Source organism: Microbacterium galbinum, from assembly GCF_023101185.1.
Classification (GTDB): domain Bacteria; phylum Actinomycetota; class Actinomycetes; order Actinomycetales; family Microbacteriaceae; genus Microbacterium; species Microbacterium galbinum.
The window spans coordinates 820,484-846,112 of sequence record NZ_CP078077.1 but is presented as its reverse complement, the minus strand read 5'-3'; the positions used below and the strand labels follow the sequence as shown (position 1 = coordinate 846,112).

Below are 25,629 nucleotides of genomic sequence, written 5' to 3'. Positions count from 1 at the left end.
GGCTACTCGGCCGTCCTGCGGCGGCGGGGCGCGGCCGAGCGCGGGGGGATCCGGCGCATGTGCTCGCGCACCTTCTCGAGCGGTGCGGTGAGCGAGCGGACGTCGTCGGCGTCGAGCGGCGCGAGGAACAGCCTTCGCAGCTCGCCGATGTGCCCGGGGAAGACTGCGGAGAGCACGGCTCGCCCGGCGTCGGTGATCGTGAGCGTCACGCCGCGCTCATCGTCGGGCGACGGGGCGCGCGTCACCAGGCCCCTCCTCTCGAGCAGGCCGGCCTGGTGGGTGAGGCCGCTGCGGCTGAGCACGACGCCATCGGCCAGCGCGGTCATGCGGGCGCTGCCGTTCGGTGAATCCCCGAGGGTCGCGAGCAGCTGGAACTGCACGTAGCTGAGGTCTCCGGTCTCTTTCAGCTGCTGTTCGACGGCGTGCCGCAGCAGGCTGCTCACCTCGATCAGCGCGAAGTACGCACCGAGTTCGGCGGGGTCGAGGGGAGGGGTGTCGGCGGCCATGTTCTCCAGTGTAGGTGTTTCGATCTCGAATTAGTTGCTTCGATATCGAAGCAGTGCTACGGTTCGATAAGTGCTTCAACTTCGAAGCATCTGAATCGAGAAGGAAGTCATCATGAAGGCAGCACGTTTCCACCAGCTCGGCGGCCCGGAGGTCCTGCGCGTCGACGAGGTCGAGGTCCCCGAGCCGGGCGAGGGTCAGGTGCGTATCCGCGTCGCGGGCGCCGGTTTCAACCCCGCCGACGGTGGCATCCGCGGGGGAACGCTCCCGTTCCCCGTCGCGCTTCCGCACACCCCCGGTTACGACGTCGCCGGCACGATCGACACGCTCGGGGTCGGCGTCGACGGTCTGGCGATCGGCGACAGCGTCATCGGGTTCCTCTCGATGACCGACGACGGCGCGGATGCCGAGTACGTCGTCGCGCCCGCGGATCTGCTGGTCGCCGCACCCGCGGTGGGAGATCTGGCGGATGCCGCGGCGCTCCCGTCGGTCGCACTGACGGCGTGGCAGGCGCTGTTCGATGTCGCGGGGCTGCAGAAGGGGCAGCGCATCCTGATCGTGGGCGCCGGCGGAACGGTCGGTGAGTACGCCGTGCAGCTGGCGAAGCACGCGGGGGCGTTCGTGATCGCGACGGCGAGCCCGCGCAGCCGTGCCGCGGTCGAGGCTGCCGGCGCCGACGAGGTCGTCGATCACACGGCGGGTTCGGTGCGCGACGGGGTGGGGGCTCCGGTCGACGTGCTGCTGAATCTCGCGCCGATCGAACCCGAGGAGTTCGCGGCGCTCGTCTCACTGGTGGGTGACGGCGGCTTCGTGGTCAGCTCGACCGCGTGGATGCCGACGCCCGGCGAGGAGGGCCGAGGCGTGCGCGGCGAGACCGTGTATGTGCGCAGTGACCCCGGTCAGCTCGCGCATCTCGTCACCCTGGTCGACGACGGGTCGCTGCGGGTGGTGGCGTCGCGTCGCGTGGGTCTCGAGGAGGTCGCGTCGGTGCACGCGGCCGCGGCGGCCGGCACGCTGCGCGGCAAGGTCGTCGTCGTCCCGAGTGCGTGAGGGGGGCATAACTCAGGACGGATGCGCCGAATCGGCCGCGAACCGGGCCCGAAGCGGCCGATCGGCGCCGTTCGTCCGGAGTTATGGACGGCGGATGCCGCGGCGGACGCGTCCGGAAGACGGAGAAGACCCCCGCCGACCCGATTCGGCGGGGGTCTGCGGGCGCTTGGCGCCCGTGGCGCGGAATCCTGTGACTTCCCGATCCGGTCTGAGTCGTCCGCGCATCTGTAGTTGTAGTTCGCCGAAGTGACCGGCCGGTGAACGCCGCCTCAACATCCGGATGCTGCTCCGACCGGTGCGAAATGTCGATTCTGACGCTCGATACCCGGCATTCGTGACCGATCGGTGCGCTTTTCGGGAGGGGTGGTCGCGAGATGCGTGGACGCCCTAGTAAATACGCGGGGATCGAAGTAAACTCGCGATGTGCCAACGACGGCACGAAGGGACGTCGCACAATGACTCGTACCATCCCGCATTTCGTGGGCGGATCGCACCTCACGCCGGCTGACGGGCGCTTCGCCGACGTGTTCGATCCCAGCACCGGCGCCGTGCAGGCCCGCGTGCCGCTCGCCTCGGCCGACGAGGTGCGCGCGGTGATCGCGACTGCCGAGGCCGCCCAACAGGAGTGGGCCGCCACCAACCCGCAGAAGCGCGCCCGTGTGCTGCTGCGCTTCCTCGATCTGGTGCAGCGCGAGATGCAGTCGCTCGCCGAGCTGCTCGCGAGCGAGCACGGCAAAACCGTCGACGACGCGAAGGGCGACATCCAGCGCGGGCTCGAGGTCATCGAGTTCTCGGCCGGCGCCCCGCACCTGCTCAAGGGCGAGTACTCGACCGGTGCCGGCGCGGGCATCGACGTCTATTCGATGCGTCAGCCCCTCGGTGTGGTCGCCGCGATCACCCCGTTCAACTTCCCCGCGATGATCCCGCTCTGGAAGGCGGGCCCGGCGCTCGCCGCGGGCAATGCCGTCGTGCTCAAGCCCAGCGAGCGCGACCCCTCGGTGCCGGTGCGCCTCGCCGAGCTGTTCCTCGAAGCGGGGCTTCCCGCCGGCGTGCTCAATGTGGTGCACGGCGACAAAGAGGCCGTCGACACGCTGCTCACCGACGACCGCATCCGCGCCGTCGGATTCGTCGGCTCCACGCCGATCGCCGAGTACATCTACGCCACCGCAGCGGCGCACGGCAAGCGCGCGCAGTGCTTCGGCGGCGCGAAGAACCACATGATCGTGATGCCCGACGCCGACCTCGATCAGGCGGTCGACGCGCTGATCGGCTCGGGGTACGGATCGGCCGGTGAGCGGTGCATGGCGATCTCGGTGGCGGTACCGGTCGGGCAGCAGACGGCGGATGCTCTCGCCGCCAAGCTCCTCGAACGCGTCGGGCAGTTGCGGGTCGGGCCGTCGCTCGCGGCCGACGTCGACTACGGACCCCTGGTCACCCGCGCTGCGGTGGAACGGGTCGAAGGGTACATCCAGCAGGGCGTCGACGAGGGCGCGACGCTGCTCGCCGACGGCCGCGGTTTCACGGTCGCCGGCCACGAGGAGGGTTTCTACCTCGGACCGACCCTGTTCGACCACGTCACGACCGACATGGCGATCTACCGCGAGGAGATCTTCGGCCCGGTGCTCGTGATCGCCCGCGCCGCCGACTACGAGGAGGCGCTGCGCATGGCCTCGGAGCACGAGTACGGCAACGGCGTCGCGATCTTCACGCGCGACGGCGACGCCGCCCGCGACTTCGCGGCCCGGGTCGAGGTGGGCATGGTCGGGGTGAACGTGCCGATCCCCGTGCCCATCGCCTATTACACGTTCGGCGGCTGGAAGCGCAGCGGGTTCGGCGACCTCAACCAGCACGGCGCCGACGCCTTCCGCTTCTACACGAAGACCAAGACGGTGACGAGCCGCTGGCCCGCGGCGGGCATCCGCGACGGTGCCAGCTTCGTCATCCCCACGATGCACTAACCACATCTTTTGCGGTTCCTGAGCCTGTCGAAGGGCAGGAACCCAGGATCAAGGAGTCGATGATGACCATGACCGACGTGACCACTCCCCTCACCGCCGACGAGCGCGACGCGATCCTCGAGGCCGTGCGCGAGTTCACCGAGATCGAGCTCGCCCCGCACGCGCTCGAGCGCGACGAGCAGCACATCTTCCCCCGCGAGTCGCTGGGCCGCGGCGGCGAGCTGGGCCTCGGCGGCATCTACGTGCGCGAGGAATCCGGCGGCACGGGGCTCAGTCGCACCGACACCGTCGCGATCTTCGAGGAGCTCGCGCAGGGCGACCCCGCGGTCGCGGCGTACATCTCGATCCACAACATGGTGGCGTGGATGATCGACACCTACGGCAGCGACGAGCAGATCGCCCGGTGGATGCCCGATCTCACCGCCATGGCGGAGTTCGGCGGCTACTGCCTCACCGAGCCGGGCGCCGGATCGGATGCCGCGAACATCGCCACGAGCGCGGTGCGCGATGGCGACGACTACGTGCTCACCGGCGTGAAGCAGTTCATCTCCGGCGCGGGCGAGGCCGCGGTGTACGTCGTGATGGCGCGCACCGGCGGCCCTTCGACGGGCTCAGGGACCCAAGGGGCCGCCCGCGGCCCCCGACACGAAGGCATCAGCGCCATCCTCGTCCCCGGCGATGCCGAGGGGCTCGGCTTCGGCGCCCTCGAGAAGAAGATGGGGTGGCACGCGCAGCCCACGCGCCAGGTGATCTTCGACGGAGTGCGGGTGCCGGCATCCGCTCTGCTCGGCGAGGAGGGGCGCGGTTTCGCGATCGCGATGTCGGCCCTCAACGGCGGCCGCCTCAACATCGCGGCCTGCTCGCTGGGTGGGGCGCAGTGGGCGCTCGACCGGGCCGTGCAATACGTGCACGAGCGGGTCGCGTTCGGCGAGCCGCTCGCCGAGAAGCAGTCGATCCTGTTCCAGATCGCCGACATGCGCACCGAACTGCAGGCCGCGCGCCTCATGGTTCGCGACGGCGCGGCGGCGGTCGACGCGAAGGCGCCGGATGCGACGATGCGCTGCGCGATGGCCAAGCGCTTCGCGACGGATGCCGGGTTCGACATCGCCAACCGCGCGCTCCAACTGCACGGCGGCTACGGGTACCTGCAGGACTACGGCATCGAGAAGGTCGTGCGCGACCTGCGGGTGCACCAGATCCTCGAGGGCACGAACGAGATCATGCGGCTCATCGTCGGGCGCGAGATGCTGCGGCCCGCCGGCTCGGCTTCGATGCGGAGCGCGTCATGAGCCGCATCGCCTTCCTCGGCCTGGGCCACATGGGGCTGCCGATGGCCACCAATCTCGTGAAGGCCGGGCACGAGGTGCAGGGGTTCGACCCGGTGCCGGCGGCAGTGGATGCGGCGCGGGCCGCCGGCATCCCGATCGCGGCCAGCGGGGCGGATGCCGCAGCCGACGCGGATGTCGTCATCACGATGTTCCCCGCCGGAAGGCACGTGCTCGACGCGTACCGCGGCGGGCTGCTCGCGGCGGCCCGACCCGGCACGCTGTTCATCGAATCGTCGACGATCGCGGTCGACGAGGCGCGCGCGGCGCACGCGCTCGCGCTCGCCGCAGGGCACCGCAACATCGACGCTCCCGTCTCGGGCGGGGTCGTGGGAGCCGAGAACGGCACGCTCGCGTTCATGGTGGGCGGCAGCGACGAGGACTTCGCCGCTGCCCTTCCGCTGCTGGAGGCGATGGGTAAGAGGATCGTGCACTGCGGCGGTTCCGGGCTCGGCCAGGCGGCGAAGGTGTGCAACAACATGGTGCTCGCCGTGTCGCAGATCGCCGTCGCCGAGGCGTTCGTGCTGGGGGAGCGGCTGGGGCTCGAACATCAGGCGCTGTTCGACGTGGTGTCGCAGGCCTCCGGTCAGTGCTGGTCGATCACCACCAACTGCCCCGTGCCGGGTCCGGTGCCGACGAGTCCCGCGAACCGCGACTATCAGCCGGGCTTCGCCGGTGCGCTGATGGCCAAGGATCTCGGGCTCGCCCTGCAGGCGATCGAGCAGACCTCGACGGATGCCCGCATGGGTCGGCTCGCCCAGCAGCTCTACGCCGCCTACGCCGCGGGCGACGGCGCCGGCCGCGACTTCTCCGGCATCATCACCGACATCCGCGACTCCGCACCCCGTTCCTGAGCGAGTGGAGCGAGACGAAGGACGCGGGCGCGATACTGAAGACCACGCGACGAAGGAGAGACATGACCGAGTACGAGACGATCCTGGTCGAGCAGCGCGGACGCGTGGGGTGGATCACCCTGAACAGACCGCAGGCGCTGAACGCCCTGAACGGCCGGGTGTCGGAGGAGGTCACGGCCGCAGCGGTCGCGTTCGACGCCGATGAGGGCGTGGGGGCGATCGTGGTCACCGGGTCCGAGAAGGCCTTCGCCGCGGGTGCCGACATCAAGGAGATGGAGGGCATGTCGTCGGCCGAGATGCTCGCCACCGACCACTTCGGCGCATGGAGCGACTTCGCGGCCGTGCGCACGCCCGTGATCGCGGCGGTCTCGGGCTTCGCACTGGGCGGCGGATGCGAGCTGGCGATGATGTGCGACATCATCCTCGCCGCCGACATCGCGAAGTTCGGGCAGCCCGAGATCAACCTCGGCGTGATCCCCGGCATGGGAGGAACACAGCGGCTCATCCGTGCGGTCGGGTACTACAAGGCCGCCGAACTCGTGCTCTCGGGGCGGATCATCGGCGCCGAGGAGGCCGAGCGCATCGGTCTGGTCTCGCGGGTGGTGCCGGCATCCGATCTGCTCGCCGAGGCGACGACGCTCGCCGAGACGATCGCGTCGAAGTCGCTGCCCTCGCTCTACGCCGCGAAGGCCGCGCTCGACACCGCGATGGAGACCTCGCTCACCGACGGCCTCGCGCACGAGAAGCAGGCGTTCGCGCTGCTCTTCGACACCGAGGATCAGAAGGAGGGCATGGCCGCGTTCCGTGAGAAGCGGCAGCCCGACTTCCGGAACAGATGACTCCCGCGCCCGCCTCAGCCCCGCAGCGACTCGACGATCTTGGCGAGGCGGCGCTCGCGGGTGGCTTCCTGCTTGGCCTCGGCGATCGCGCGGGCGTGCTCCTTGCGGGCCGAGTAGGCGAGGGTGTCGAAGGCGGCGCGCAGCGCGGGGTCGGCGTCGAGCGCGGCGGTGAGTTCGGCCGGCTCGTCGACGGTGCGCTCAGCGGCGTCGAGGCGGATGACGGCGTCGACCTCGTCGCCGATCTCGACGCCCAGTTCGGCGCGCGACGCCTTGCTGAGGCCGATGAGGTTGCGCCCTCCCATGCGGCTGAGACGCAGCCGGGCGGTGCGCTCGCCGATCGTCACCGCCACCGGGAAGGCCTTGCCCGCGCCGAACGACGCGACCTGCTCGTCGGTGAGGACGATGGCGGTCGCCGGGCCGCTGGCCGGGAGGGTCGTATGGATGCGCAGTTCGCTCATGCGCACAGGGTACGCCGGGATCAGGGGTTCTCGAGTTCCGCCACGAGGGTGCGGTTGCGCGCGGCGATCACGCGACGCATGTACTCGCGCAGGAACAGTGCGTCGACCGCGCGCCCGATCGGGCCGAACGGCGAGCGGAACGTCACGACGTCGCGCATGAGGGTGCCCCGCGGATGCTCCGCGAACGAGTGCACGTGCAGGAACGACCCGAACGGCCCCGAGATCTGCCGGTCGCGGAATCCGCGCGGAGGATCGATGTCGAACACCCGCGACCGCAACCGGAACGGGATGCCGAAGTGCCGCGCCCGCCAGGTGACCGTCGAGCCCTCGGTGAACGCCCCGCCGGCGGGAGCTTCGACCATCGTCTCGCCGTGCGCCGCCATCGATCGCACGTGCAGCTCGGGATCGAGGGATGCGGCGAACACCGCGTCGACGGGAGCGGCGATCACGGTCTCGAGCACGAACTGCGCCATGTCAGAGGGGCTCCGGGGTCGGGCGGGGGTCGGTGAAGTCGCCGGCATCCTTGCGCAGGCGCGCGACGATCGCGACGAGCTCGGCCGCGTCGTCGCGATCGATGCCGGGAGACGCGAACACGTCGGCGTTGAGCGCGGCGGTGGCACGCTCGACCAGGTCGCGACCGGCCACGGTGAGTGCGAGCAGGGCGGCGCGGCCGTCGTGCGGGTGCGGTTCGCGCACGATCAGCCCGTCGCGCACGAGACGGTCGGCGGTGCTGGTGACGGTGGTCGCGTGCACCTGCAGGCGTGCCACCACGCTCGACAGGGGCAGGCGCCCCTCGCGGCTGAACGCGAGCAGGCGCAGCACCTCGTAGCGCGCGAAGCTCAGTGCGAAGGGCTTGAGGGCCTGATCGACGCGGGCGAGCAGCAGCTGCTGGGCCCGCATGACCGAGGTCACGACGGCCATGCCGTCGGCGGCATCGGTCCATCCGTGCGCGAGCCACTGCCGCTTCGCCTCGGCGAGCGGATCCACGGGCAGGGGGCGGGGACGGACCACGCCTCTACGGTACTCGGCGCGCGCGCCGCCGAGCGGATGCCGTCACCGCTGGTTCTCAGTTTCATCGAAGCTGAGACGCAGTGCCGCAGGACTAGAATCGACACAGTCGTGAGGAGCAATCGATGAAGATCTTCGTCCTGGTCAAAGAGGTGCCCGACACCTACGGCGACCGCAAGCTGAACCTGGAGACCGGGCTGGCCGATCGGGCCGCCGGAGACGTGGTGCTCGACGAGATCACCGAGCGCGCTCTCGAGGTCGCGCTCAGCCACGCCGACGCGAGCGAGGGCGCGGAGGTCGTCGCCGTCTCGATGGCCCCCGAGGGGTCGACCGCCACGGTGCGACGTGCGCTCGCGATCGGCGCGGCATCCGCGGTGCACATCGCCGACGAGCAGCTCACCGGCGCCGACCTCGGTCTCACCGCCGAGGTGCTCGCCGCCGCGATCCGCCGCGGCGCCCCCGACCTCGTCATCACCGGCAACCTGTCGACCGACGGCTCGGGCGGGGTCATTCCCGCGATGCTCGCCGAGCACCTCGGCTGGGCGCAGGCGACGGCACTCACGGCGGTCGAGATCGGCGCGGATGCCGTGAACGGAACCCGCGCGACCGACTTCGGGTCGCAGGCGGTGAGCGCCGCGCTGCCGGCCGTGATCTCGATCACCGAGGCGCTGCCGGATGCCCGCTTCCCGAACTTCAAGGGCATCATGGCCGCGAAGAAGAAGCCGGTGGAAGTGCTCTCGCTCGCCGACCTCGACGTCTCGGCCGATCCCTCCGCGGCGCCGCGCACCATCATGACCGCGGTCGCCGAGAAGCCCCCGCGCGCGGCGGGCGTCAAGATCACCGACGACGGCGATGCCGCCCAGCAGCTCGTCGACTACCTCGTGCAGAACAGGCTGGTGTGACATGGGCTACCCCGAGAACCCGATCCTCGTGCTCGTCGACGTCGACCCTGCGGGTGCTCCCGCCTCGAGTACGGCCGCTCTGATCGGTGCGGCATCGACGGTCGGTGCGCCGGTCGCCGTGATCGTGGGCGGCTCGCCCGATGCCGCCGCCCAGGTCGCCGCGCTCGGAGCATCCGTCGTGCTCACGGCCGATGCGGATGCCGCCGTCCTCACCGTGCCCGTGGTCGACGCCCTCCAGGCCGCGTTCGAACGGGTGCAGCCCGACGCGGTGCTCGTGTCGAACTCGATCGCCGGACGCGACGCCGCCGCCCGTCTCGCCGTGCGCGCAGGGCTCGCGTTGTCGGTCGACGCGATCGGGGTGTCGCGCGACGACGAGGGCGTGGTCGCGCACCACTCCGTCTACGGCGGCGCATACCTCGTGGACTCCGCTCCCACCTACGGCGCGCCGGTCATCACGGTGCGTCAGGGCGCGGTGGATGCCCGAGCCGAGGCCGTCGCCTCCCCCTCGGTCGAAGCGCTCGACGTCGCCGGGTCGGGAGTCGCCGCGGCATCCGTCGGCCCGATCGAAGCCGTCGAGCAGGCGTCGTCGCGGCCCGAACTGCGCGGGGCGACCCGCGTCGTCTCGGGCGGACGCGGACTCGCCTCGAAGGAGAAGTTCGTGCTCGTCGAGGAGCTCGCCGATGCTCTCGGGGCCGCGGTCGGCGCTTCGCGCGCGGCCGTCGACGCGGGGTACGTCCCGCAGTCGCACCAGGTCGGGCAGACCGGTGTCTCGGTGTCGCCGCAGCTGTACGTCGCGCTCGGCATCTCGGGTGCGATCCAGCACCGCGCGGGCATGCAGACCTCCAAGACCATCGTGGCGATCAATAAGGACGGCGAGGCCCCGATCTTCGACGTCGCCGACTTCGGTATCGTCGGCGACCTGTTCACGATCGTGCCTCAGGTGATCGCCGCCCTCGAGGCCCGGAAGTAGGGGAGTCCATGGTCTCCGAGGCTCAGGAGGGGCGGATGCTGCGCCGCGGTCTGCCGCGCGTACCCGGGGGAGAGCCCTGGCCGCCGGCGGGCGCCTCGGCGGGGTGGGACCCTTCGGCAGGCTCCGGGGCCCAGGTTTCTGCGGGGCGGGGCCCTTCGACAGGCTCAGGGACCCAGGTGCTTCCCGCCGAGACGGAGCGGGTCGCTGAGACGAAGTGGGTCGCTGAGCCTGTCGAAGCGTCCCCCCACGAGACGCCGAGCTCCCTCCGCCGCGGGCTGCCGCGCACGCCGGGTGGCGAGCCGTGGCCTCCGGTCGGAGCTCCTGCGGGGCGGGGCCCTTCGACAGGCTCAGGGACCCAGGTGTCCGAGCCGGTCGCTGACCCGGTCTCTGACCCGGAGCCCGTCGCTGAGCAGAGATCGGTCGCTGAGCAGAACCGCGTCGCTGAAGGAAACCGGGTCGCTGAGCCTGTCGAAGCGTCCGCCCACGAGACTTCCGCCGCATCCGGCATCCGCCGTGGTCTCCCGCGCACTCCGGGCGGAGACCCCTGGCCGCCCGCCGGCACCGTCGCGGGGCGGGGCCCTTCGACAGGCTCAGGGACCCAGGTTCGTCCCGTCGAACCCGACGGGCCCGCTGAGCAGGATCGGGTCGCTGAGCAGGATTGGGTCTCTGAGCAGGATCGGGTCGCTGAGCCCGTCGAAGCGTCCCCCCGCGAGGCACTCGTCGTCACCGCGACCGCCCCGCCCCGCCCTCCCACAGCCTGGAACGGCACCGCCCCGCGCCGAATCGTGACCCCGGCCGCGGCATCCGCTCGTCCGCGCCCGACCTGGACGCAGGGCATCGCCGTGCTGTTCGGTGCCGCAGCCCTCGGTGTTCTCGCGGCGGCCGCGGTCGCGCTCGTGCGCACGCTGTTGAGCTTCCCGTTCATGCAGGACTTCCTCGCGGCGTTTCCCGGCGAGTACACCTCGCCGATCGCCGTCGAGCCCGGGTTCCCCGCGTGGGTCAACTGGGCGCACTTCTTCAACGTTTTCCTGATGGTGCTGATCATCCGCTCGGGTCTGCGGGTGCGCACCGAGAAGCGGCCGACCGTGTTCTGGGCGCCGCGGGGAAATCCCAAGGGCAAGATCAGCCTGACGCTGTGGTTCCATCAGGCGCTCGACATCCTGTGGCTCGTGAACGGTGTCGTGTTCGTCGTGCTGCTGATCATCACCGGGCACTGGGTGCGGATCGTGCCGACGAGCTGGGAGGTCTTCCCGAACGCGCTGTCGGCGGCCCTGCAGTACGTGTCGTTCGACTGGCCGCACGAGAACGGCTGGAACAACTACAACAGCCTGCAGCAGCTCGCCTACTTCGCGACCGTTTTCATCGCTGCCCCGCTGGCGGCGATCACCGGCTTCCGGATGTCGGGGCTGTGGCCCAAGAAGGCCGAGAAGCTCTCGAAGGCGTACCCGGTGGAGTGGGCGCGCGCGCTGCACTTCCCGATCATGCTGTACTTCGTGGCGTTCATCGTCGCGCACGTGGCGCTGGTGATGCTGACCGGATTCCTGCGCAACCTCAACCACATGTACGCGTCCCAGGATGCCGTGACGTGGGCGGGCTTCTGGGTGTTCGTGGTGTCGCTCGTGGTGATCGCCGCCGCTTGGGTGGCGGCTCGCCCCCTGGTGCTCGCCCCCATCGCGAAGGTCTTCGGCAACGTGTCGGGGCGGTGACCGACTGCCGAGCCACCCCTTTACGCGCGAAACACCCCCTTGCATCCAGTGCGCAAGGGGGTGTTTCGGTGAGAAGGGGGTGGCTCGACGCCCGAGGAACGGATGCTCAGCGCGTGAAGCGCACCTCGGTCAGCGTCTCGCCGAGGAACGGTTCGGTGTGGGTGGCGCCGTCGAGCGTGAAGCCGTTGCGCGCGTAGAAGCGGTGCGCGCGCGGGTTGTCCTCGGCGACCCAGAGGTAGAGCGGGGCGTCCTTCTCGACCGTGGCGTCGAAGAGCTTCTGGCCGATGCCGGTGGAGTGCCAGGCGTCGAGCAGGTAGATGAAGTACAGCTCGCGCAGCGCCGGGGCGTCCTTGTCGCGGGCGGGACCGGAGCCGGCGAAGCCGACAATCTCGCCGTCGACGAGGGCGGCGCGCATCGTGAAGTCGGGGCCCTGCGAGGCCCAGTGCGTCCACAGCTCGGCCATGCGGCGCGGCGACACCTTCTCGAGGGCGGCCTTGCTGATCAGGTGGTCGTAGGTCTCGTGCCAGCACTGGGCGTGCACGCGACCGAGGGCTTCCGCGTCCACATCACGGACCGGACGGACGATGACTTCGGGCTGGGCTTCGGCGCTCATGTTCGTGACTCTACGCGCGGCATCCGCTATCCGGAAATCGAGCGGATGCCGTCGATGGCCGCCCGCAGGGGCATGGAGGATCTCGACAACGATCTTCGCGGATCGTGCGCGGATGAATACGATCATTCCTCGTGAACGTGATCTGGCGCACCCTCCTGGTGATCTTCCGTGCCCGCTCCCGCGTGCGGCGGGGCAAGGCCCTCGATCCGACGGCGGTGGGCAGCATCCGTCTGACGACGCTGCCGACCGACATCGACATCCTGCGGCACATGAACAACGGCCGCTACCTGTCGCTGTTCGACCTCGGGCGCTGGGATCTGCTCATCCGCACCGGGCTGTTCGACGCGATGAAGGACAACCGCTGGTACGCGGTGGTCTCGAGCGAGACGGTGACCTTCCGCAGGTCGCTCGTGCCGTGGCAGCGGTTCGAGGTGCAGTCGCGGTTCATCGGGCACGACGATCGGGCGCTGTTCCTCGAGCACCGCGCGGTCGTGAAGGGGCAGATCTACGCGCGGGCGATCGTGCGGGCGCGGATGCTGCGCCGCTCCGGCGGCACCGTGTCGAACGAGGAGCTGTTCGCCGCGGTCGGCAAGCCCGAGGGCGTGCCCGAGATCGATGCATGGGTGCACGAGTGGGCCGCGGCATCCGCCCTGCCGCCGGTGCGCGATCAGGCCCCGAGCGTCTGGAACTGACGCGGGCTTTTTCCCTCTCGACCCGGCCTTTCGAGGCATATCGGCATGCCTCGCACAACTTCGGAGATTCGCCTCGACACGCCGTCGTGACGCGGCTTAGCCTGGCGTGTCGCCCGCGATCTCCGAAGTTGTGCGGGCGCGACCGAGGGGTGGGGAACATGAGCGAGTTCGAGGTGCCCGGCCGGCCGCCGGTAGGAGCGCACAACGAGATACCAGCGGCGATGGTGCTCGCGATGGTCTTCGGGATTGGAGTGGCAATCGCGTGGGGACTTGCCGCTCTCGTTCTCATCTGGCTCGTAACGGGTTCCGGCGGGTGGGGTGTGGAGTGGATGTTCACCTGCCTCTTCGCCGTAGTAGCGGGCGTGATCGGCGTCATCGGATGCCTGCGCCGATGGGTGTGGGTGCGGTGGGCCGCTCTCGCACAGGCCATCGCGGTCTCGGTCACGCTGTTCGGCTTGATGGGCGTAGCGCCCTTCGTCCCCTGGGCAGTGGGACTCTTCATCGCGTACGCCGGGCTTCAGTTCCTCCCGTCGTCCCACCGCTGGTATCACCCGCTGCCGCGCCCTCTTCATCCGACATCGGAGGCGGTAACGGGGCTGAACTCGTGACTGCCCCGGAGTCGGAGGAGGCGAGCGACTTCTGGGAGCGCATCGACCGGGCTGAGCCGCGAGACGGCGAAGGGATGCCGCCCGGGATGGTGTTCGCCGTGGTGTGCGGGGTCCTTCTCGCGGGGTTCTGGGGATTCGGTGCTCTTGTCACCTTCTGGTTCAGGGGAGCCTTCGGCGACTTGACCATGGCGTGGGGAGCTGTCTTCTTCCTCCTTGCAGTCGCGGGAGCGATCGGCGTCCTCGGGTGCGCGCGTCGATGGGTATGGGTGCGGTGGGCCGCCCTCGTGCAGGCCGTGGTGTTCACTGCCTTGTCGATCCCGTCGTGGATCGAGGCGCCGCAGAGCACGGGCCTGATCGGCCTGTTCGTCGCCTACGCCGGCCTGCAGTTCCTGCCGTCGTCCCACCGCTGGTACCACCCGAGGCCATTGCGGAAGCAGGTGGCGAACAAGTGACCGAGCCGACGCCCTTCCTCCGACGCCCGGTGCCGGACGAGATGCCCCAGAGCGTCGTCCTGGCCGGGCTGATCGGCGGGATCATCGCCGCGATCTGGGCAGTGCTGGCGATCATGCTGATCCCGTTCGCCGTCATGATCGGGTCGTTCGTGGCGCTGTGGGCGCTCGCCTGCGCCGGAGCGTGCGCGCTGAACTTCGCGGCTCTGTGGGGGTACGCCGGTCGCCGCGAACTGGTGCGATGGTCCGCGATCGCGCAGGCGGCGGTCTTCATCCCGGTGATGTGGATCCTGTCGGCGGACTTCAGCCCCTTCGCCATCGGCCTCCTCGCGCTGCATGCGCTGCTCCTGCTCCTCCCGCCGGCGCGCCGGTGGTTCCGTGGTGGCGCTCTGCCTTCTCCGTAGCTCATCACCCGCGGAATCACGGGCGAGCCAGCGGGCCGAGACCCCGCCCCCGCCCTAGGGTGAGAGACATGGCAGAGTCGTCGTCTCCTTCTTCGGATGCCGCGGCATCCGCTCCTCTGGCCGACCGGGCCGTCGAGCTCGCCCGTCGCTGGGTGATCGAGGCCGCGGCGGCCGACGTCGATCCCGCCGCCGCACGCCTCGCCGGGGTGCTGCGCGACGCGAACGGCCTGCCCTTCACGCTCGGTTTCGTCGACGGTGTGATGCGGCCCGAGAGCCTGGGTGCGGCGGCATCCCGTCTGCATCGGATCGCGCCGATCGTGCCCGACTTCCTGCCCTGGTACCTGCGCGGCGCGGTGAAGCTCGGCGGCGGGATCGCCCCGGTGCTCCCCGCCCCGACCGTGCCGATCGCCCGCCGCGTGCTGCGTGAGATGGTGGGGCACCTCGTCGTCGACGCCCGCCCCGCCAAGCTCGGTCCCGCGATCGCGAAGATCCGCGAATCGGGCGCCCGACTCAACCTCAACCTGCTCGGCGAGGCCGTGCTCGGGGAGGGCGAGGCGCAGCGCCGGCTCGACGGCATCCACGATCTGGTCCGCCGCCCCGACGTCGACTACGTCTCGGTCAAGGTCTCGGCCGTCGTCAGCCACATCTCGATGTGGGCGTTCGACGAGGTCGTCGACCGGGTGGTCGAACGGCTGCTGCCGCTGTACCTGACGGCGGCGTCGGACGGCACCTTCATCAACCTCGACATGGAGGAGTACCGCGACCTCGACCTGACGATCGCGGTGTTCACGCGCATCCTCGAGGACCCGCGCCTGGCGAACCTGCATGCCGGCATCGTGCTGCAGGCGTACCTGCCCGACGCCCTGCCCGCCCTGCAGGAGCTCACCGCCTGGGCGCAGGACCGTGTCGCCCACGGCGGCGCCCCTATCAAGATCCGTCTCGTCAAGGGCGCGAACCTCGCCATGGAGCGCGTCGAGGCGACCATGCACGGGTGGACGCCGGCGACCTACGACACCAAGCTCGACACGGATGCCAACTACCTCCGCTGCCTCGACTGGGCGCTGCAGCCCGAACGCACCGAGGCCGTGCACCTCGGCATCGCCGGGCACAACCTGTTCGGCATCGCCTACGCCTGGCTGCTCGCGGGCGAGCGCGGAGTGCGCGACCAGGTCGAGTTCGAGATGCTGCTCGGTATGGCGCAGGGGCAGGTGCAGGCGGTCTCGCGCGAGGTCGGCCCCGTGCTGCTCTACGTGCCGGTCGTCGCACCCGCCGAGTTCGACGTCGCGATCAGCTATCTCGTGCGCCGTCTCGAAGAGAACGCGTCGAGCGACAACTTCCTCTCCGCGGCGTTCCAGCTCGGCGACGACGAGACGCTGTTCGTGCGCGAGCAGGATCGCTTCCTCGACGCCCTCGAGCGCTCGACCGACCTGAACCTGCACACCGGTCCGCGCCGACGCCAGGACCGCCTCGCCCCGATGCACGAGTCGGTGCGCCCGGTGTTCGCCGATCCGCAGCCCGAAGCCGACCTCACGAAGGCGGTGCTCGGAATCTCGCGCGGATCCTCCGGCGACGACGGCTTCGACGGCGAGCCGTACCTCGAGACCGCCGTCTACTCGCCGCGCGAGATCGTCGACGAGACCGCGGGCGCTCCCGGCTTCGAGAACGCGATCGACAGCGACCCGGCGCTCCCCGCCAACCGCGAGTGGGCACGCGGCATCCGGGAGCGCATCGCGACTTCGACGGCCGGGGACGACACCCTCGCCGCCGCCCTCGTCGACGCCCCGGACGCACTCGACACGATCGTGCAGGCGGTGCAGGATGCCGCGCCGAGCTGGGGTTCGCGTCCCGCGGCCGAGCGCGCCGAGGTGCTGCTCCGGGCGGCCGCCGCCCTCGAATCCCGGCGCGGTGAACTGATCGAGGTCGCGGCATCCGAGACCGGCAAGGTCTTCGCCGAGGCCGACGTCGAGGTCAGCGAGGCCGTCGACTTCGCCCGGTACTACGGCGCGAAGGCGCGCGAGCTCGACGCGATCGCGGGAGCGGCGTTCGAGCCGGCATCCGTCACGGTCGTCACGCCGCCCTGGAACTTCCCCGTGGCGATCCCCGCCGGGGGTGTGCTGGCCGCGCTCGCCGCAGGATCGGGCGTGGTCTTCAAGCCGGCGCCGCAGGCCCGGCGGTGCGCCGCCGTGATCGTCGAGGCGCTCTGGCAGGCCGGAGTTCCCCGCGATGTGCTCGCTCTCGTCGACATCGAGGAGGGCGCGCTCGGGCAGCGGCTCATCACGCACGAGGCCGTCGACCGCGTCATCCTGACGGGGTCGTGGGACACGGCGGCGCTCTTCCGCTCGTGGCGCCCCGACCTGCCGCTGCTCGCCGAGACCAGCGGCAAGAACGCGATCATCATCACCCCCTCCGCCGACCTCGACCTCGCGGTCGCCGACCTCGTCAAGAGCGCCTTCGGTCATGCGGGGCAGAAGTGCTCGGCGGCGTCGCTCGCGATCCTCGTCGGGCCGGTCGGCCGCTCGCAGCGCTTCGCCCGGCAGCTGTCGGATGCCGTGCGCTCGCTGCACGTCGGATGGCCCACCGACCCGCTCGCCGAGGTCGGGCCCGTCATCGAGAAGCCGCAGGGCAAGCTCGCCTGGGCGCTGTCGCAGCTCGAGGGTGACGAGAAGTGGCTCATCAAACCGTCGCTCTCGGCGGACGACGACGGCAGCGGACGCCTGTGGACCCCGGGAGTGCGCGTCGGCGTGCGGGCCGGGTCGCGGTTCCACCTCGAGGAGTTCTTCGGGCCGGTGCTCGGCGTGATGTACGCGCCGACGCTGTCGGCCGCGATCGAGATGCAGAACGCCGTCGCCTACGGGTTGACCGCGGGCCTCCACACCCAGGACCCGGGCGATCTCGCGACGTGGCTCGATGCCGTGCAGGCCGGAAACCTCTACGTGAACCGCGGCATCACCGGGGCGATCGTGCAGCGTCAGCCGTTCGGCGGATGGAAGCGCTCCTCGGTCGGTCCCGGTGCGAAGGCCGGCGGTCCGAATTACCTCATCGGCCTCGGATCGTGGCGCTCGCGCCCCGGATCGACGCCGTCGAGCACCTTGCACCTGCGCGGGCTCGACTCGCGCATCACCGCGCTGATCGAGTCGGCGCAGCCCTCGCTCGATTTCGACGCGTTCGAGTGGCTGCGCAAGTCGGCGCTGTCGGACGCCCTCGCCTGGGACCGCGAGTTCGGACAGGTGCGCGACGTCTCGCGCCTGGGCGTCGAGCGCAACCTCTTCCGGTATCGCCCTGTACCCGTCGAGCTTCGGGCGACGGCGGATGCTCCGTTGCAGGAGGTGCTGCGCACGGTGCTCGCCGCAGTGCGCGCCGGTGCGGTCTTCGTGCTGTCGGTGTCGGCGGGACTGCCCGCGGCGGTACGCCACTCGCTCGGTGATCTCGATGCGGCGGTGTTCCTCGAGACCGACGACGAGTGGGTGGCCCGCGTGCGCGGCCGCGATGAATCGGATGCCGAGGGCACGGAGGTGGCAGCGACGAGGGCCTCGCGCATCCGCCTGATCGGTTCGCGGGAGGCGGTCTCTCTGGCCGGTGCGGCGCTCGCCCGCGCTGTCGACGGTGATCCCGACCTCGCGGTGTACGACGGCGAGGTGACCTCGGCCGGCCGCATTGAGCTTCTGCCCTTCGTGCACGAGCAGGCGATCTCGATCACCGCCCACCGCTTCGGCAATGCCGACCCGGTCTTCGCCGAGGTGATCTGAGGGCTCGGTCGCTCGGGTAACGGAGGAGATCTCTCGCACTGCAGGAGCGTTTCGCGCGAAGCATCCTGCAATGCGTGTGAACTCCTCCGCTGCGCGCGGATGCCGGATGCCGGACGCCGGGCGTCGCTCGGCATGTAAAAGATTCTTGACACAACGCCCCGCCGGACATACTCTCATGTCAAGAATCCTTTACATGGAGGTGTGTGATGGTCTACGAAGAGCGCAATGTCTGGGCGGGTCTCGTCGTCAGCCTGATCGTCATCCCGGCGTACGTCGTCATCGTGCTGCAGCAGGCCGCGATGCGTCCGATCGAGAGCGTCGACTGGTTCCCCCTGATGCTCTGGGCCATCGGCCTCGGCATCGCGGGGACGATCGTGCTCAGCATCCTCTGGGGCCTGATCGCCCACCGCCGCGACCCCGAGGGGACCGGCCGCAGCGACATCCGCGACCGTGACATCAGCCGCATGGGCGGCCGCGTCGAGCAGGCGTTCGTCGTGATCGCCGGGCTCGGGGTGATCGTGCTCTGCGCGGTCGGCGCCGACGTCTTCTGGATCGCGAACACGATGTTCCTCGGCTTCGCGGTCTCGGCCATCGTCGGCGGCATCGCCCGGGTCGTCGCCTACCGCCGAGGGCTCGCGTGATGGTCAAGCCCACACTCGTCTCGAACAGCATCCGCACCCACCGCGAGGCCGCCGGCCTCACCCAGGCCGAACTCGCCCGCACGATCGGCGTCACCCGGCAGACCCTCATCGCGATCGAGCAGCAGAAGTACTCGCCCACGCTCGAACTCGCGTTCCAGATCGCCCGTGCATTCGATGTCGGACTCGACGAGCTGTTCTCCTACCCGGAGGTGTGACATGACCACGACGATGCAGGCGTGGAGCAATCCGGCCTACGGCCCGGCATCCGGATTCCGGCTCAAGGCGGTCGCGATCCCGGCCCCCGGCCCCGGCGAGGTGCTGCTGCGCGTGCACGCCACCGCCCTCAACGCGGGCGACGTGCGACTCATGCTCGGCGATCCGCTGCTCGTGCGGCCGATCTTCGGGATGCGGCGGCCGAAGCATCCGATCCGGGGCATGGAGGTCGCAGGCCGTGTGGTCGCCCTCGGCGACGGAGTGACGGATGCCGCGACCGGCGACGAGGTCGTCGTCGAGCTCGTGGGCGGGGGAGGGCTCGCGGAGTACGTCTGCGCGCCGGCATCCCGGATCGTCGCTCGGCCTGCCGGGGTCGACCCGGTGCAGGCGGCCTGCCTGCCGGTCGCCGCCGGAACCGCGTGGCAGGCGCTCGACGCCGCGCGGATCGATGGCGGCGCGGCGCCGCTGCGCGTGCTGGTGATCGGGGCATCCGGGGGAGTGGGCACGTTCGCCGTGCAGCTCGCCGCGCTGCGCGGAGCAGAGGTCTGGGCGTCGTGCGGGGAGCGCAACCGATCGCTCGTCGAGGCGCTCGGTGCCGTTCGAGTGCTCGACCACCGCACCTCGCCGATCGCCGAGCTGCCCGCGTCGCACTTCGACGCCGTGATCGACATCGCCGGCGGCGTCCCGTTGCGCGCGCTGCAACGCCTCGTGCGCGACGGCGGCACGGTCGTGCTCGTGACGGGTGACGGCGGCCACGTGCTCGGCCCGATCCCCCGGATGCTGAAGGCCGCCGTGCGGTCGATCGGCTCGCGCCGTCGCATCCGCTCGCTCGCTGCGACGCCGAAGCCCGCCATCGTGCACGAGCTCCTCGCGCTCGCCGGGTCGGGATCGCTCCGCGCGGTGATCGAACGCGAGTACCCCTTCGCCGAGGCATCCGCAGCCCTGGCCCATCTCGAAGCCGGCCATACGGCCGGCAAGGTCGTGGTGGTCGGCACCGCCTGAGCCGGGCCCGGCAGCCTGGGCCCGGCAGCCCGGGACCCGTGAGGGGTCAAGACACGTTGCAACGGATGCCGTCGGCGCGGCGTGTCTTGACCCCTCACCGCGGACCAACGCCGGCGATTCGAAACGCGAATCAACCGAACGCCCGGCGCTCTGGCACCCCACAGCCCACGGATGGCACAATGAAACCGGCGTGCCCGAGTCGCATCTTCCCCGTCCCCGCTCCGAAAAGAGTCCCGGGTCGAACTTCCGCCGGGCCCCTGGACAGCGTCCGCCGCACCCGTTCATTCGAGGAGCATCCATGTCGACGCCTGAGACCGCCGTGGCATCCGCCCCCGCGCGCACCGCGCACCACCGCCGCTACCTGATGTGCAAGCCCGAGCACTTCACGGTCAACTACTCCATCAATCCGTGGATGGAGCCGTCGAAGCCGACCGACACCGCCAACGCGGTCGCGCAGTGGCAGAAGCTCTACGACCTCTACATCGAACTGGGCCACGAGGTCGAGCTCATCGAGCCGCTCGCCGGCTACCCCGACATGGTCTACACGGCCAACGGCGGATTCCTCATCGACGGCCGCGCGTACGTGCCCGAGTTCCGCTTCGTCGAGCGCCAGGGCGAGGCGCCCGCGTTCGCCGAGTGGTTCCGCCGGGCCGGCTACGACACGGTCATGCCGAAGGAGGTCAACGAGGGCGAGGGCGACTTTCTGCTCGTCGGCGATGTGATCCTGGCCGGCACCGGCTTCCGGTCCACCGGAGACAGCCACCGCGAGGTCGGCGAGGTCTTCGGCCGCGAGGTCGTCTCGCTCAACCTCACCGACCCGCGTTTCTACCACCTCGACACGGCCATCGCGGTGCTCGACCCGGTGCAGGGCATCGAGAACGGCGGCCCCGAGCGCGCCAACATCGCCTACCTCCCGGGTGCCTTCGACGATGCGAGCCGCGCGATCCTCGAGGAGCGCTTCCCCGACGCGATCCTCGTGTCGGACGAGGACGGCGCCGTCTTCGGCCTCAACTCGGCGAGCGACGGCTACAACGTCATCATCTCGCCGCGGGCGAAGGGCTTCGAGAAGCAACTGCGCGAGCGCGGCTACAACCCGATCACCGTCGACCTCTCCGAGCTGCTGCTCGGCGGTGGCGGCATCAAGTGCTGCACGCTCGAACTGCGGGGCGCGAAGTGACGACCGACGCGGTGGCGACGGCAACCACGCATGTCGCCCACAACTACCACCCGCTGCCGGTGAACATCGCGCGCGGAGACGGTGCGTGGGTGACGGACGTCGAGGGCAAGCGCTACCTCGACCTGCTCGCCGCCTACTCGGCCGTGAACTTCGGGCACCGGCATCCGGCGCTCGTCGCTGCCCTCACCGAGCAGCTCGGTCGCGTGACGCTCATCAGCCGTGCGTTCCAGAGCGACCGGCTCGAGCCGTTCGCCGCCGCCCTCGCGAAGCTCGCCGGCAAAGACCTGGTGCTGCCGATGAACACGGGCGCCGAGGCGGTCGAGACCGGCATCAAGGTCGCGCGCGCCTGGGGCTACCGGGTCAAGGGCATCGCCGACGGCAAGGCCCGCATCATCGTCGCGGCCGGCAACTTCCACGGCCGCACGACGACGATCGTCAGCTTCAGCGACGACGAGCAGGCGCGCGACGGCTTCGGCCCGTACACGCCCGGCTTCGACATCGTGCCCTACGGGGACGCGGATGCCATCGCCGCCGCGATCACGGATGACACGGCCGCCGTGCTCGTCGAGCCCATCCAGGGCGAGGCCGGCGTCGTGATCCCGTCCGAGGGGTATCTGCGTCGCATCCGCGAGATCTGCGACGAGAAGAACGTGCTCTTCATCGCCGACGAGATCCAGTCGGGACTCGGCCGCGTGGGCGAGACGTTCGCGAGCGATCGCGAGGGCGTCGTGCCCGACCTCTACCTGCTCGGCAAGGCCCTCGGCGGGGGACTCCTGCCGGTGTCGGCGGTCGTCGGGAACGAAGACGTGCTGGGTGTCATCCGTCCGGGCGAGCACGGCTCGACCTTCGGCGGCAACCCGCTCGCGGCGGCCGTCGGTCTGCGCGTGGTCGAGATGCTCGAGACGGGCGAGTTCCAGGAGCGCGCCCGCGCCCTCGGCGCCCACCTCGCCACGGCACTCGAACCGCTCATCGGGCACGGTGTCACCGCGGTGCGTATCGCCGGTCTCTGGGCGGGTGTCGACATCGACCCCGCGAAGGGCACCGGTCGCGAGATCGCCGAGAAGCTCCTCGAGCGCGGTGTGCTGGTGAAGGACACGCACGGCCAGACGATCCGCATCGCCCCGCCCCTCGTGATCCGTGCGACCGAGCTCGACTGGGCGGTCGAACAGCTCCGGGTCGTGCTGGGCGCGTAGCGCCGCGGCATCCGCACGTCGTCCCCCTCCGTCGACGCCGACATCGTTAGGCTGTCGGCGGAGGGGGAACCGATGGCATATCAGAATCCTGATGCCGTGGCGGCCGGAGCGCCGCCCTGGCACCTGCCCGCACCGCAACCGCGCCCGACATCGGGCGGCATCCGCGGCTTCGTCTGGGCGCTCTGGCCGGTGATGAGCTGGCTGCTGCCGGTGTTCTTCGTGTTCCACGGGTTCCTCGGCGGAGGCGGATGGGGCACGCTGATCCTGATGTTCACGTCGCCGATCTTCATCCCGGCGATGGGGCTGCTCGGCATGCTCCCGCGATTCATCCTGCGCAAGCGCGGGCACACGACCACTCCCGCTCCGCTCGTCTGGCTGCTGTTCGTGAACTGGTGGGCGTGGGTCGCCTTCACGATCACGATGCAGGACGCCGGCGACTCGGGGCCGCTGGAGACGCTGCTCGGCAGCCTCGTTCCCGCCCGACTCTCGTCGACCTACGAGCAGGGGATCTTCGTGGGAGCGGTCGTCATCGCCGCGCTGTCGTGGCTCGCGGTGCTGCTGCTCGGCATCGCCCAGCCCCCGCCGCGCCCGGGAGCGCCGACCCGCGGCGGCGCCTGGGACGCGGTCTCGTGGAACGCGGCCTTCCTGGTGCCCGCTCTGCTCGTGGGCGCGGTGGCGCTCGGCGTGCAGGTCACGGCGCTGCAGACGGACGCCGCGGGCGACACGGTGGCGCAGGTCGAGGCGCTGCCGATCGCCGCGCAGGCCGACCGTGCTGAGGCGAACTACACCCTCACGCAGCAGAAGCTCTCGGAGGTGCGAGAGATGATCGCCGAGGACGACTGGCGCGTGCGCGACGAGAACGGCGGCTGGGTGAGAGGACCGGCCTTCGCCTCGTCGTACGGCGCCTGCGGGGGATCGGATGCCGAGTGCTACGTCTTCGAGGTCGGATTCGCCCTGGAGACGGCGCCCACCGGCTTCGACTCGTACGACGGCGCGTGGGATTCGCGGCTGAGCGAACTCGGCTGGATGCCGTCCGAGCGCGGCTATGGGTGGACCGATGCCGACGGCTTCACCCTCGAGGTCGACCAGCGGCAGAACGTCGATCGGCTGGTCGTCGCGATCGAGAGCCCCTCGTGGTGGGGCGACACGTACGACATCCGTCAGGAGCTGGGAGAGGCCGACGAGGATCTCGGTCTCGGACTCACCTACCGCTTCGACGAGTGGCCGCCCCTGCGCTGAGCCCGCCCCGCCCACAGCGCGAACCACCCCCTCCGGGGCCTCCCGCATGCGGGTGGCTCGCTCTCGAGGGGGTGGTTCGTGCGTCACGGGGGATGACGCGCGCGCCGGCGAAGCTGGGGACTACGCGGGCGGGTTATCGGGGTCGAGGAGCTTCATGGTGTCCTCTTCCGCTTCGTTGTCGGCCTGGAGCTCTCGCTCCGTGGTCTCGTCGCCTCCGAGAGGCGCCTCACGATCGGGTCCGGCGTCGCCCTGGATGGCGCCGCGCGGCGAGTCGCCGTGCGAGCTGTCGCCCTGGAGCGCTCCGCCTTGGGCTGCGCCCTGGTTGCCGTGCTCGTCGCCCGGCGCGTCCTCGTCGGCATCGCCCTGAAGAGCGCCGCGCGGGGAATCGCCGTGAGAGCTGTCGCCCTGGATGGCGCCGCCCTGTCCGGACTCCGGAACGCCGACGCGCTCCGCGCCCTCGGCCGGGTCTTCCGCGTGCGGGGTATGTTCCGTGTTCTCGTCCATGGGCGCGACGTTACGCGCGGGTCACGGCATCCGAAGACCCCATTGACAAGGCTCGCCTTACTGCACTCACCGCACCCGTTCCGCTGTCCCTGCACCGATCGGTACGAAATGCCGGTGATGAACGCCCAGAGTCGACATTCGGCACCGGTCCGCGCGGTTCTGCGCACGCGGACGGGACGGATGCCGGGGCGGATGCCGTGACGGATGACGGGCCGGATGCCGGGACGGATGCCGGGGACTACGGCGCCTCGGGGTCCTTCGGGCGGCGGATGGGCGTGGTGACCGCGGCCTCGTCGCTGAACTCCACCGGGACGACCTCGTCGATCACGCTGAGGGGGCGGGTCTCGTCGAGCGTGAGCAGGAAGCGCCGATTCTCGTCGCGATGCAGACGCCCGGACGTGAACACCCAGATGGCGCCGATCGCGCAGGCGACGAGCCCCGCCGTACCGCCGAGCATGATCGCGGTGCGGGGACCGAAGGCATCCGCCACCCATCCGGCGATCGGTGCGCCCACCGGGGTCGATCCCATGATGACCGCCATGTACAGCGCGAGCACGCGCCCGCGCAGCGCCGGATCGGTCGTGATCTGCACGTAGCCGTTCGCGGTCGTGAGCAGCGTCACGATCATGAATCCGGTGAACATCAGAGTGATGCCGTAGGTGAGGTAGGTGGGCATGGCGGCCGACACGAACGCGGCGACGCCGAAGCCTCCGGCCGCGAGGATCACGACGCGCACCCGCGCCCGATCGCGCCGCGCGGCGAGCAGGGCGCCGGCGAGAGAGCCGATCGCGAGGATCGACGACAGCACGCCGTAGCCGTCGGCTCCGGCCCCGAACTCGAGGGCCATGGTCGACGCGAAGATCGGGAAGTTCATGCCGAACGCGCCGATCAGGAACACCGTCACGAACACGACCCGGAGGTCATTGCGGCCCCGCACGTAGCGGAAGCCCGCCGCGAGTCCGCCACGCCCGCGGTTCTTGGGCCGCTTCGCGAGCAGGCTCGTGCGCAACAGACCGAGCGCGAGGATCATCGCCAGGAACGTCGCCGCGTTGACGATGAACACCCAGCCCGACCCGATCGCCACGATCAGCAGACCGCCGACGGCGGGCCCGATCATGCGCGCGAGGTTGAACGAGGCCGAGTTGAGGGCGACGGCGTTGGAGGTGTCGGATGCCGACACCATGTCGGACACGAAGGCCTGGCGCGCCGGGGCGTCGAAGGCGTTCACGATGCCGAACCCCAGTGCGAACCCGAACATCATCGGCAGGGTCATGAGGCCGTTCAGCAGCAGCACGCCGACGGCGATCGCGAGCAGCAGCAGTGCACTCTGGGTCGCGAGCAGGATGCGGCGACGCTCGAACCGATCGGCCACCCATCCGGTGAGGCTCACGAGCACGAGCGGCGGGCCGAACTGCAGTGCCATGGTGAAACCCATGGCCGCCGCGTCGTTGTCGGTGAGCTCGGTGAGTACGACCCAGTCCTGAGCGGTCGCCTGCATCCAGCCGCCGACGTTCGAGACCAGGGCGCCGGCGAACCAGATGCGGTAGTTGATGTTCGCGAACGAACGGAACATC

26 protein-coding genes are annotated in these 25,629 nt (G+C 70.4%); 19 read left to right on the top strand and 7 right to left on the bottom strand.

What is annotated here, in order from left to right; all coding sequences use genetic code 11:
* Positions 1–2: 2 nt before the first annotated feature.
* Positions 3–506 (bottom strand): MarR family winged helix-turn-helix transcriptional regulator, encoded by a 504-nt coding sequence (locus KV396_RS04225; protein ID WP_247956939.1) that lies wholly within the window; start codon positions 504–506, stop codon positions 3–5.
* 112 nt (positions 507–618) lie between these two features.
* Between KV396_RS04225 and KV396_RS04220 the strand changes: the two genes are divergently transcribed.
* From KV396_RS04220 to KV396_RS04200, 5 genes are all read left to right on the top strand, one after another.
* Positions 619–1,554: an NADP-dependent oxidoreductase gene (locus tag KV396_RS04220; protein WP_247956938.1), complete on the top strand. Its 936-nt coding sequence runs from the start codon at positions 619–621 to the stop codon at positions 1,552–1,554.
* Positions 1,555–2,009: 455 nt separating this feature from the next.
* A complete protein-coding gene (locus KV396_RS04215) occupies positions 2,010–3,512 on the top strand; it encodes a CoA-acylating methylmalonate-semialdehyde dehydrogenase (protein ID WP_247956937.1) in 1,503 nt (500 codons plus the stop codon).
* Between the two features lie 62 nt (positions 3,513–3,574).
* A complete protein-coding gene (locus tag KV396_RS04210; protein WP_247956936.1) occupies positions 3,575–4,801 on the top strand; it encodes an acyl-CoA dehydrogenase family protein in 1,227 nt (408 codons plus the stop codon).
* A complete protein-coding gene (mmsB, locus tag KV396_RS04205; protein ID WP_247956935.1) occupies positions 4,798–5,691 on the top strand; it encodes a 3-hydroxyisobutyrate dehydrogenase in 894 nt (297 codons plus the stop codon). The genes KV396_RS04210 and mmsB overlap by 4 nt, the downstream gene beginning before the upstream one ends.
* 62 nt (positions 5,692–5,753) lie before the next feature.
* Positions 5,754–6,530 (top strand): enoyl-CoA hydratase-related protein, encoded by a 777-nt coding sequence (locus tag KV396_RS04200; protein ID WP_247956934.1) that lies wholly within the window; start codon positions 5,754–5,756, stop codon positions 6,528–6,530.
* 14 nt (positions 6,531–6,544) lie between these two features.
* Here KV396_RS04200 and KV396_RS16795 read toward each other — a convergent pair whose 3' ends face one another.
* From KV396_RS16795 to KV396_RS04180, 3 genes are read right to left on the bottom strand one after another with little or no spacing between them, the layout of a single operon-like run.
* The gene (locus KV396_RS16795) at positions 6,545–6,988 is read right to left on the bottom strand and encodes a YdeI/OmpD-associated family protein (protein ID WP_282185371.1); all 444 of its coding nucleotides are present in this window, start codon (positions 6,986–6,988) and stop codon (positions 6,545–6,547) included.
* Positions 6,989–7,008: 20 nt separating this feature from the next.
* Complete coding sequence (locus tag KV396_RS04185; RefSeq protein ID WP_247633812.1) at positions 7,009–7,461, bottom strand: SRPBCC family protein; 453 nt, start codon at positions 7,459–7,461, stop codon at positions 7,009–7,011.
* A gap of 1 nt (position 7,462) precedes the next feature.
* Complete coding sequence (locus KV396_RS04180; protein WP_247956933.1) at positions 7,463–7,999, bottom strand: MarR family winged helix-turn-helix transcriptional regulator; 537 nt, start codon at positions 7,997–7,999, stop codon at positions 7,463–7,465.
* Positions 8,000–8,121: 122 nt separating this feature from the next.
* Here KV396_RS04180 and KV396_RS04175 point away from each other — a divergent pair, with 122 nt between their 5' ends.
* The 3 genes from KV396_RS04175 to KV396_RS04165 all read left to right on the top strand — a co-directional run bounded on the left by KV396_RS04175 (position 8,122) and on the right by KV396_RS04165 (position 11,574).
* Positions 8,122–8,898, top strand: a complete 777-nt coding sequence (locus KV396_RS04175; protein ID WP_247956932.1) for an electron transfer flavoprotein subunit beta/FixA family protein — start codon at positions 8,122–8,124, stop codon at positions 8,896–8,898.
* A gap of 1 nt (position 8,899) precedes the next feature.
* Positions 8,900–9,868 carry an electron transfer flavoprotein subunit alpha/FixB family protein gene (locus KV396_RS04170; protein ID WP_247956931.1) on the top strand — a complete coding sequence of 323 codons (969 nt, stop codon included), beginning with the start codon at positions 8,900–8,902 and terminating at the stop codon, positions 9,866–9,868.
* A gap of 785 nt (positions 9,869–10,653) precedes the next feature.
* Complete coding sequence (locus KV396_RS04165) at positions 10,654–11,574, top strand: cytochrome b/b6 domain-containing protein (RefSeq protein ID WP_247956930.1); 921 nt, start codon at positions 10,654–10,656, stop codon at positions 11,572–11,574.
* 106 nt (positions 11,575–11,680) lie between these two features.
* On the opposite strand, the gene KV396_RS04160 is transcribed toward KV396_RS04165, so the two are convergent.
* Entirely contained in the window at positions 11,681–12,187 is a 507-nt protein-coding gene (locus KV396_RS04160; protein ID WP_247633817.1) for a GNAT family N-acetyltransferase, read from the bottom strand.
* Between the two features lie 131 nt (positions 12,188–12,318).
* On the opposite strand from KV396_RS04160, the gene KV396_RS04155 reads away from it, so the two are divergent.
* The 11 genes from KV396_RS04155 (at position 12,319) to KV396_RS04105 (ending at position 23,551) form a co-directional block, all read left to right on the top strand.
* Positions 12,319–12,879: an acyl-CoA thioesterase gene (locus KV396_RS04155; RefSeq protein WP_247956929.1), complete on the top strand. Its 561-nt coding sequence runs from the start codon at positions 12,319–12,321 to the stop codon at positions 12,877–12,879.
* 158 nt (positions 12,880–13,037) lie between these two features.
* A complete protein-coding gene (locus KV396_RS04150; RefSeq protein WP_247956928.1) occupies positions 13,038–13,487 on the top strand; it encodes a hypothetical protein in 450 nt (149 codons plus the stop codon).
* Positions 13,484–13,939, top strand: a complete 456-nt coding sequence (locus KV396_RS04145; protein ID WP_247956927.1) for a hypothetical protein — start codon at positions 13,484–13,486, stop codon at positions 13,937–13,939. The genes KV396_RS04150 and KV396_RS04145 overlap by 4 nt, the downstream gene beginning before the upstream one ends.
* Positions 13,936–14,340, top strand: a complete 405-nt coding sequence (locus tag KV396_RS04140; protein WP_247956926.1) for a hypothetical protein — start codon at positions 13,936–13,938, stop codon at positions 14,338–14,340. Before KV396_RS04145 ends, KV396_RS04140 begins: the two co-directional genes overlap by 4 nt.
* A gap of 68 nt (positions 14,341–14,408) precedes the next feature.
* The gene (locus KV396_RS04135) at positions 14,409–18,086 is read left to right on the top strand and encodes a proline dehydrogenase family protein (RefSeq protein ID WP_247956925.1); all 3,678 of its coding nucleotides are present in this window, start codon (positions 14,409–14,411) and stop codon (positions 18,084–18,086) included.
* A gap of 206 nt (positions 18,087–18,292) precedes the next feature.
* Positions 18,293–18,727 carry a hypothetical protein gene (locus KV396_RS04130; RefSeq protein WP_247956924.1) on the top strand — a complete coding sequence of 145 codons (435 nt, stop codon included), beginning with the start codon at positions 18,293–18,295 and terminating at the stop codon, positions 18,725–18,727.
* Positions 18,727–18,942, top strand: a complete 216-nt coding sequence (locus tag KV396_RS04125) for a helix-turn-helix transcriptional regulator (protein ID WP_247633824.1) — start codon at positions 18,727–18,729, stop codon at positions 18,940–18,942. Before KV396_RS04130 ends, KV396_RS04125 begins: the two co-directional genes overlap by 1 nt.
* Position 18,943: 1 nt before the next feature.
* A complete protein-coding gene (locus tag KV396_RS04120; protein ID WP_247956923.1) occupies positions 18,944–19,942 on the top strand; it encodes an NAD(P)-dependent alcohol dehydrogenase in 999 nt (332 codons plus the stop codon).
* Positions 19,943–20,240: 298 nt separating this feature from the next.
* A complete protein-coding gene (gene ddaH / locus KV396_RS04115; RefSeq protein ID WP_247956922.1) occupies positions 20,241–21,119 on the top strand; it encodes a dimethylargininase in 879 nt (292 codons plus the stop codon).
* Entirely contained in the window at positions 21,116–22,312 is a 1,197-nt protein-coding gene (gene rocD / locus KV396_RS04110) for an ornithine--oxo-acid transaminase (protein ID WP_247956921.1), read from the top strand. Before ddaH ends, rocD begins: the two co-directional genes overlap by 4 nt.
* A 72-nt stretch (positions 22,313–22,384) precedes the next feature.
* Complete coding sequence (locus KV396_RS04105) at positions 22,385–23,551, top strand: hypothetical protein (protein WP_247956920.1); 1,167 nt, start codon at positions 22,385–22,387, stop codon at positions 23,549–23,551.
* Between the two features lie 120 nt (positions 23,552–23,671).
* Here KV396_RS04105 and KV396_RS04100 read toward each other — a convergent pair whose 3' ends face one another.
* Together KV396_RS04100 and KV396_RS04095 are read right to left on the bottom strand one after the other, a co-directional pair.
* Positions 23,672–24,055: a hypothetical protein gene (locus KV396_RS04100; RefSeq protein ID WP_247956919.1), complete on the bottom strand. Its 384-nt coding sequence runs from the start codon at positions 24,053–24,055 to the stop codon at positions 23,672–23,674.
* Between the two features lie 238 nt (positions 24,056–24,293).
* Positions 24,294–25,628 (bottom strand): MFS transporter, encoded by a 1,335-nt coding sequence (locus tag KV396_RS04095; RefSeq protein ID WP_247956918.1) that lies wholly within the window; start codon positions 25,626–25,628, stop codon positions 24,294–24,296.
* Position 25,629 lies beyond the last annotated feature (1 nt).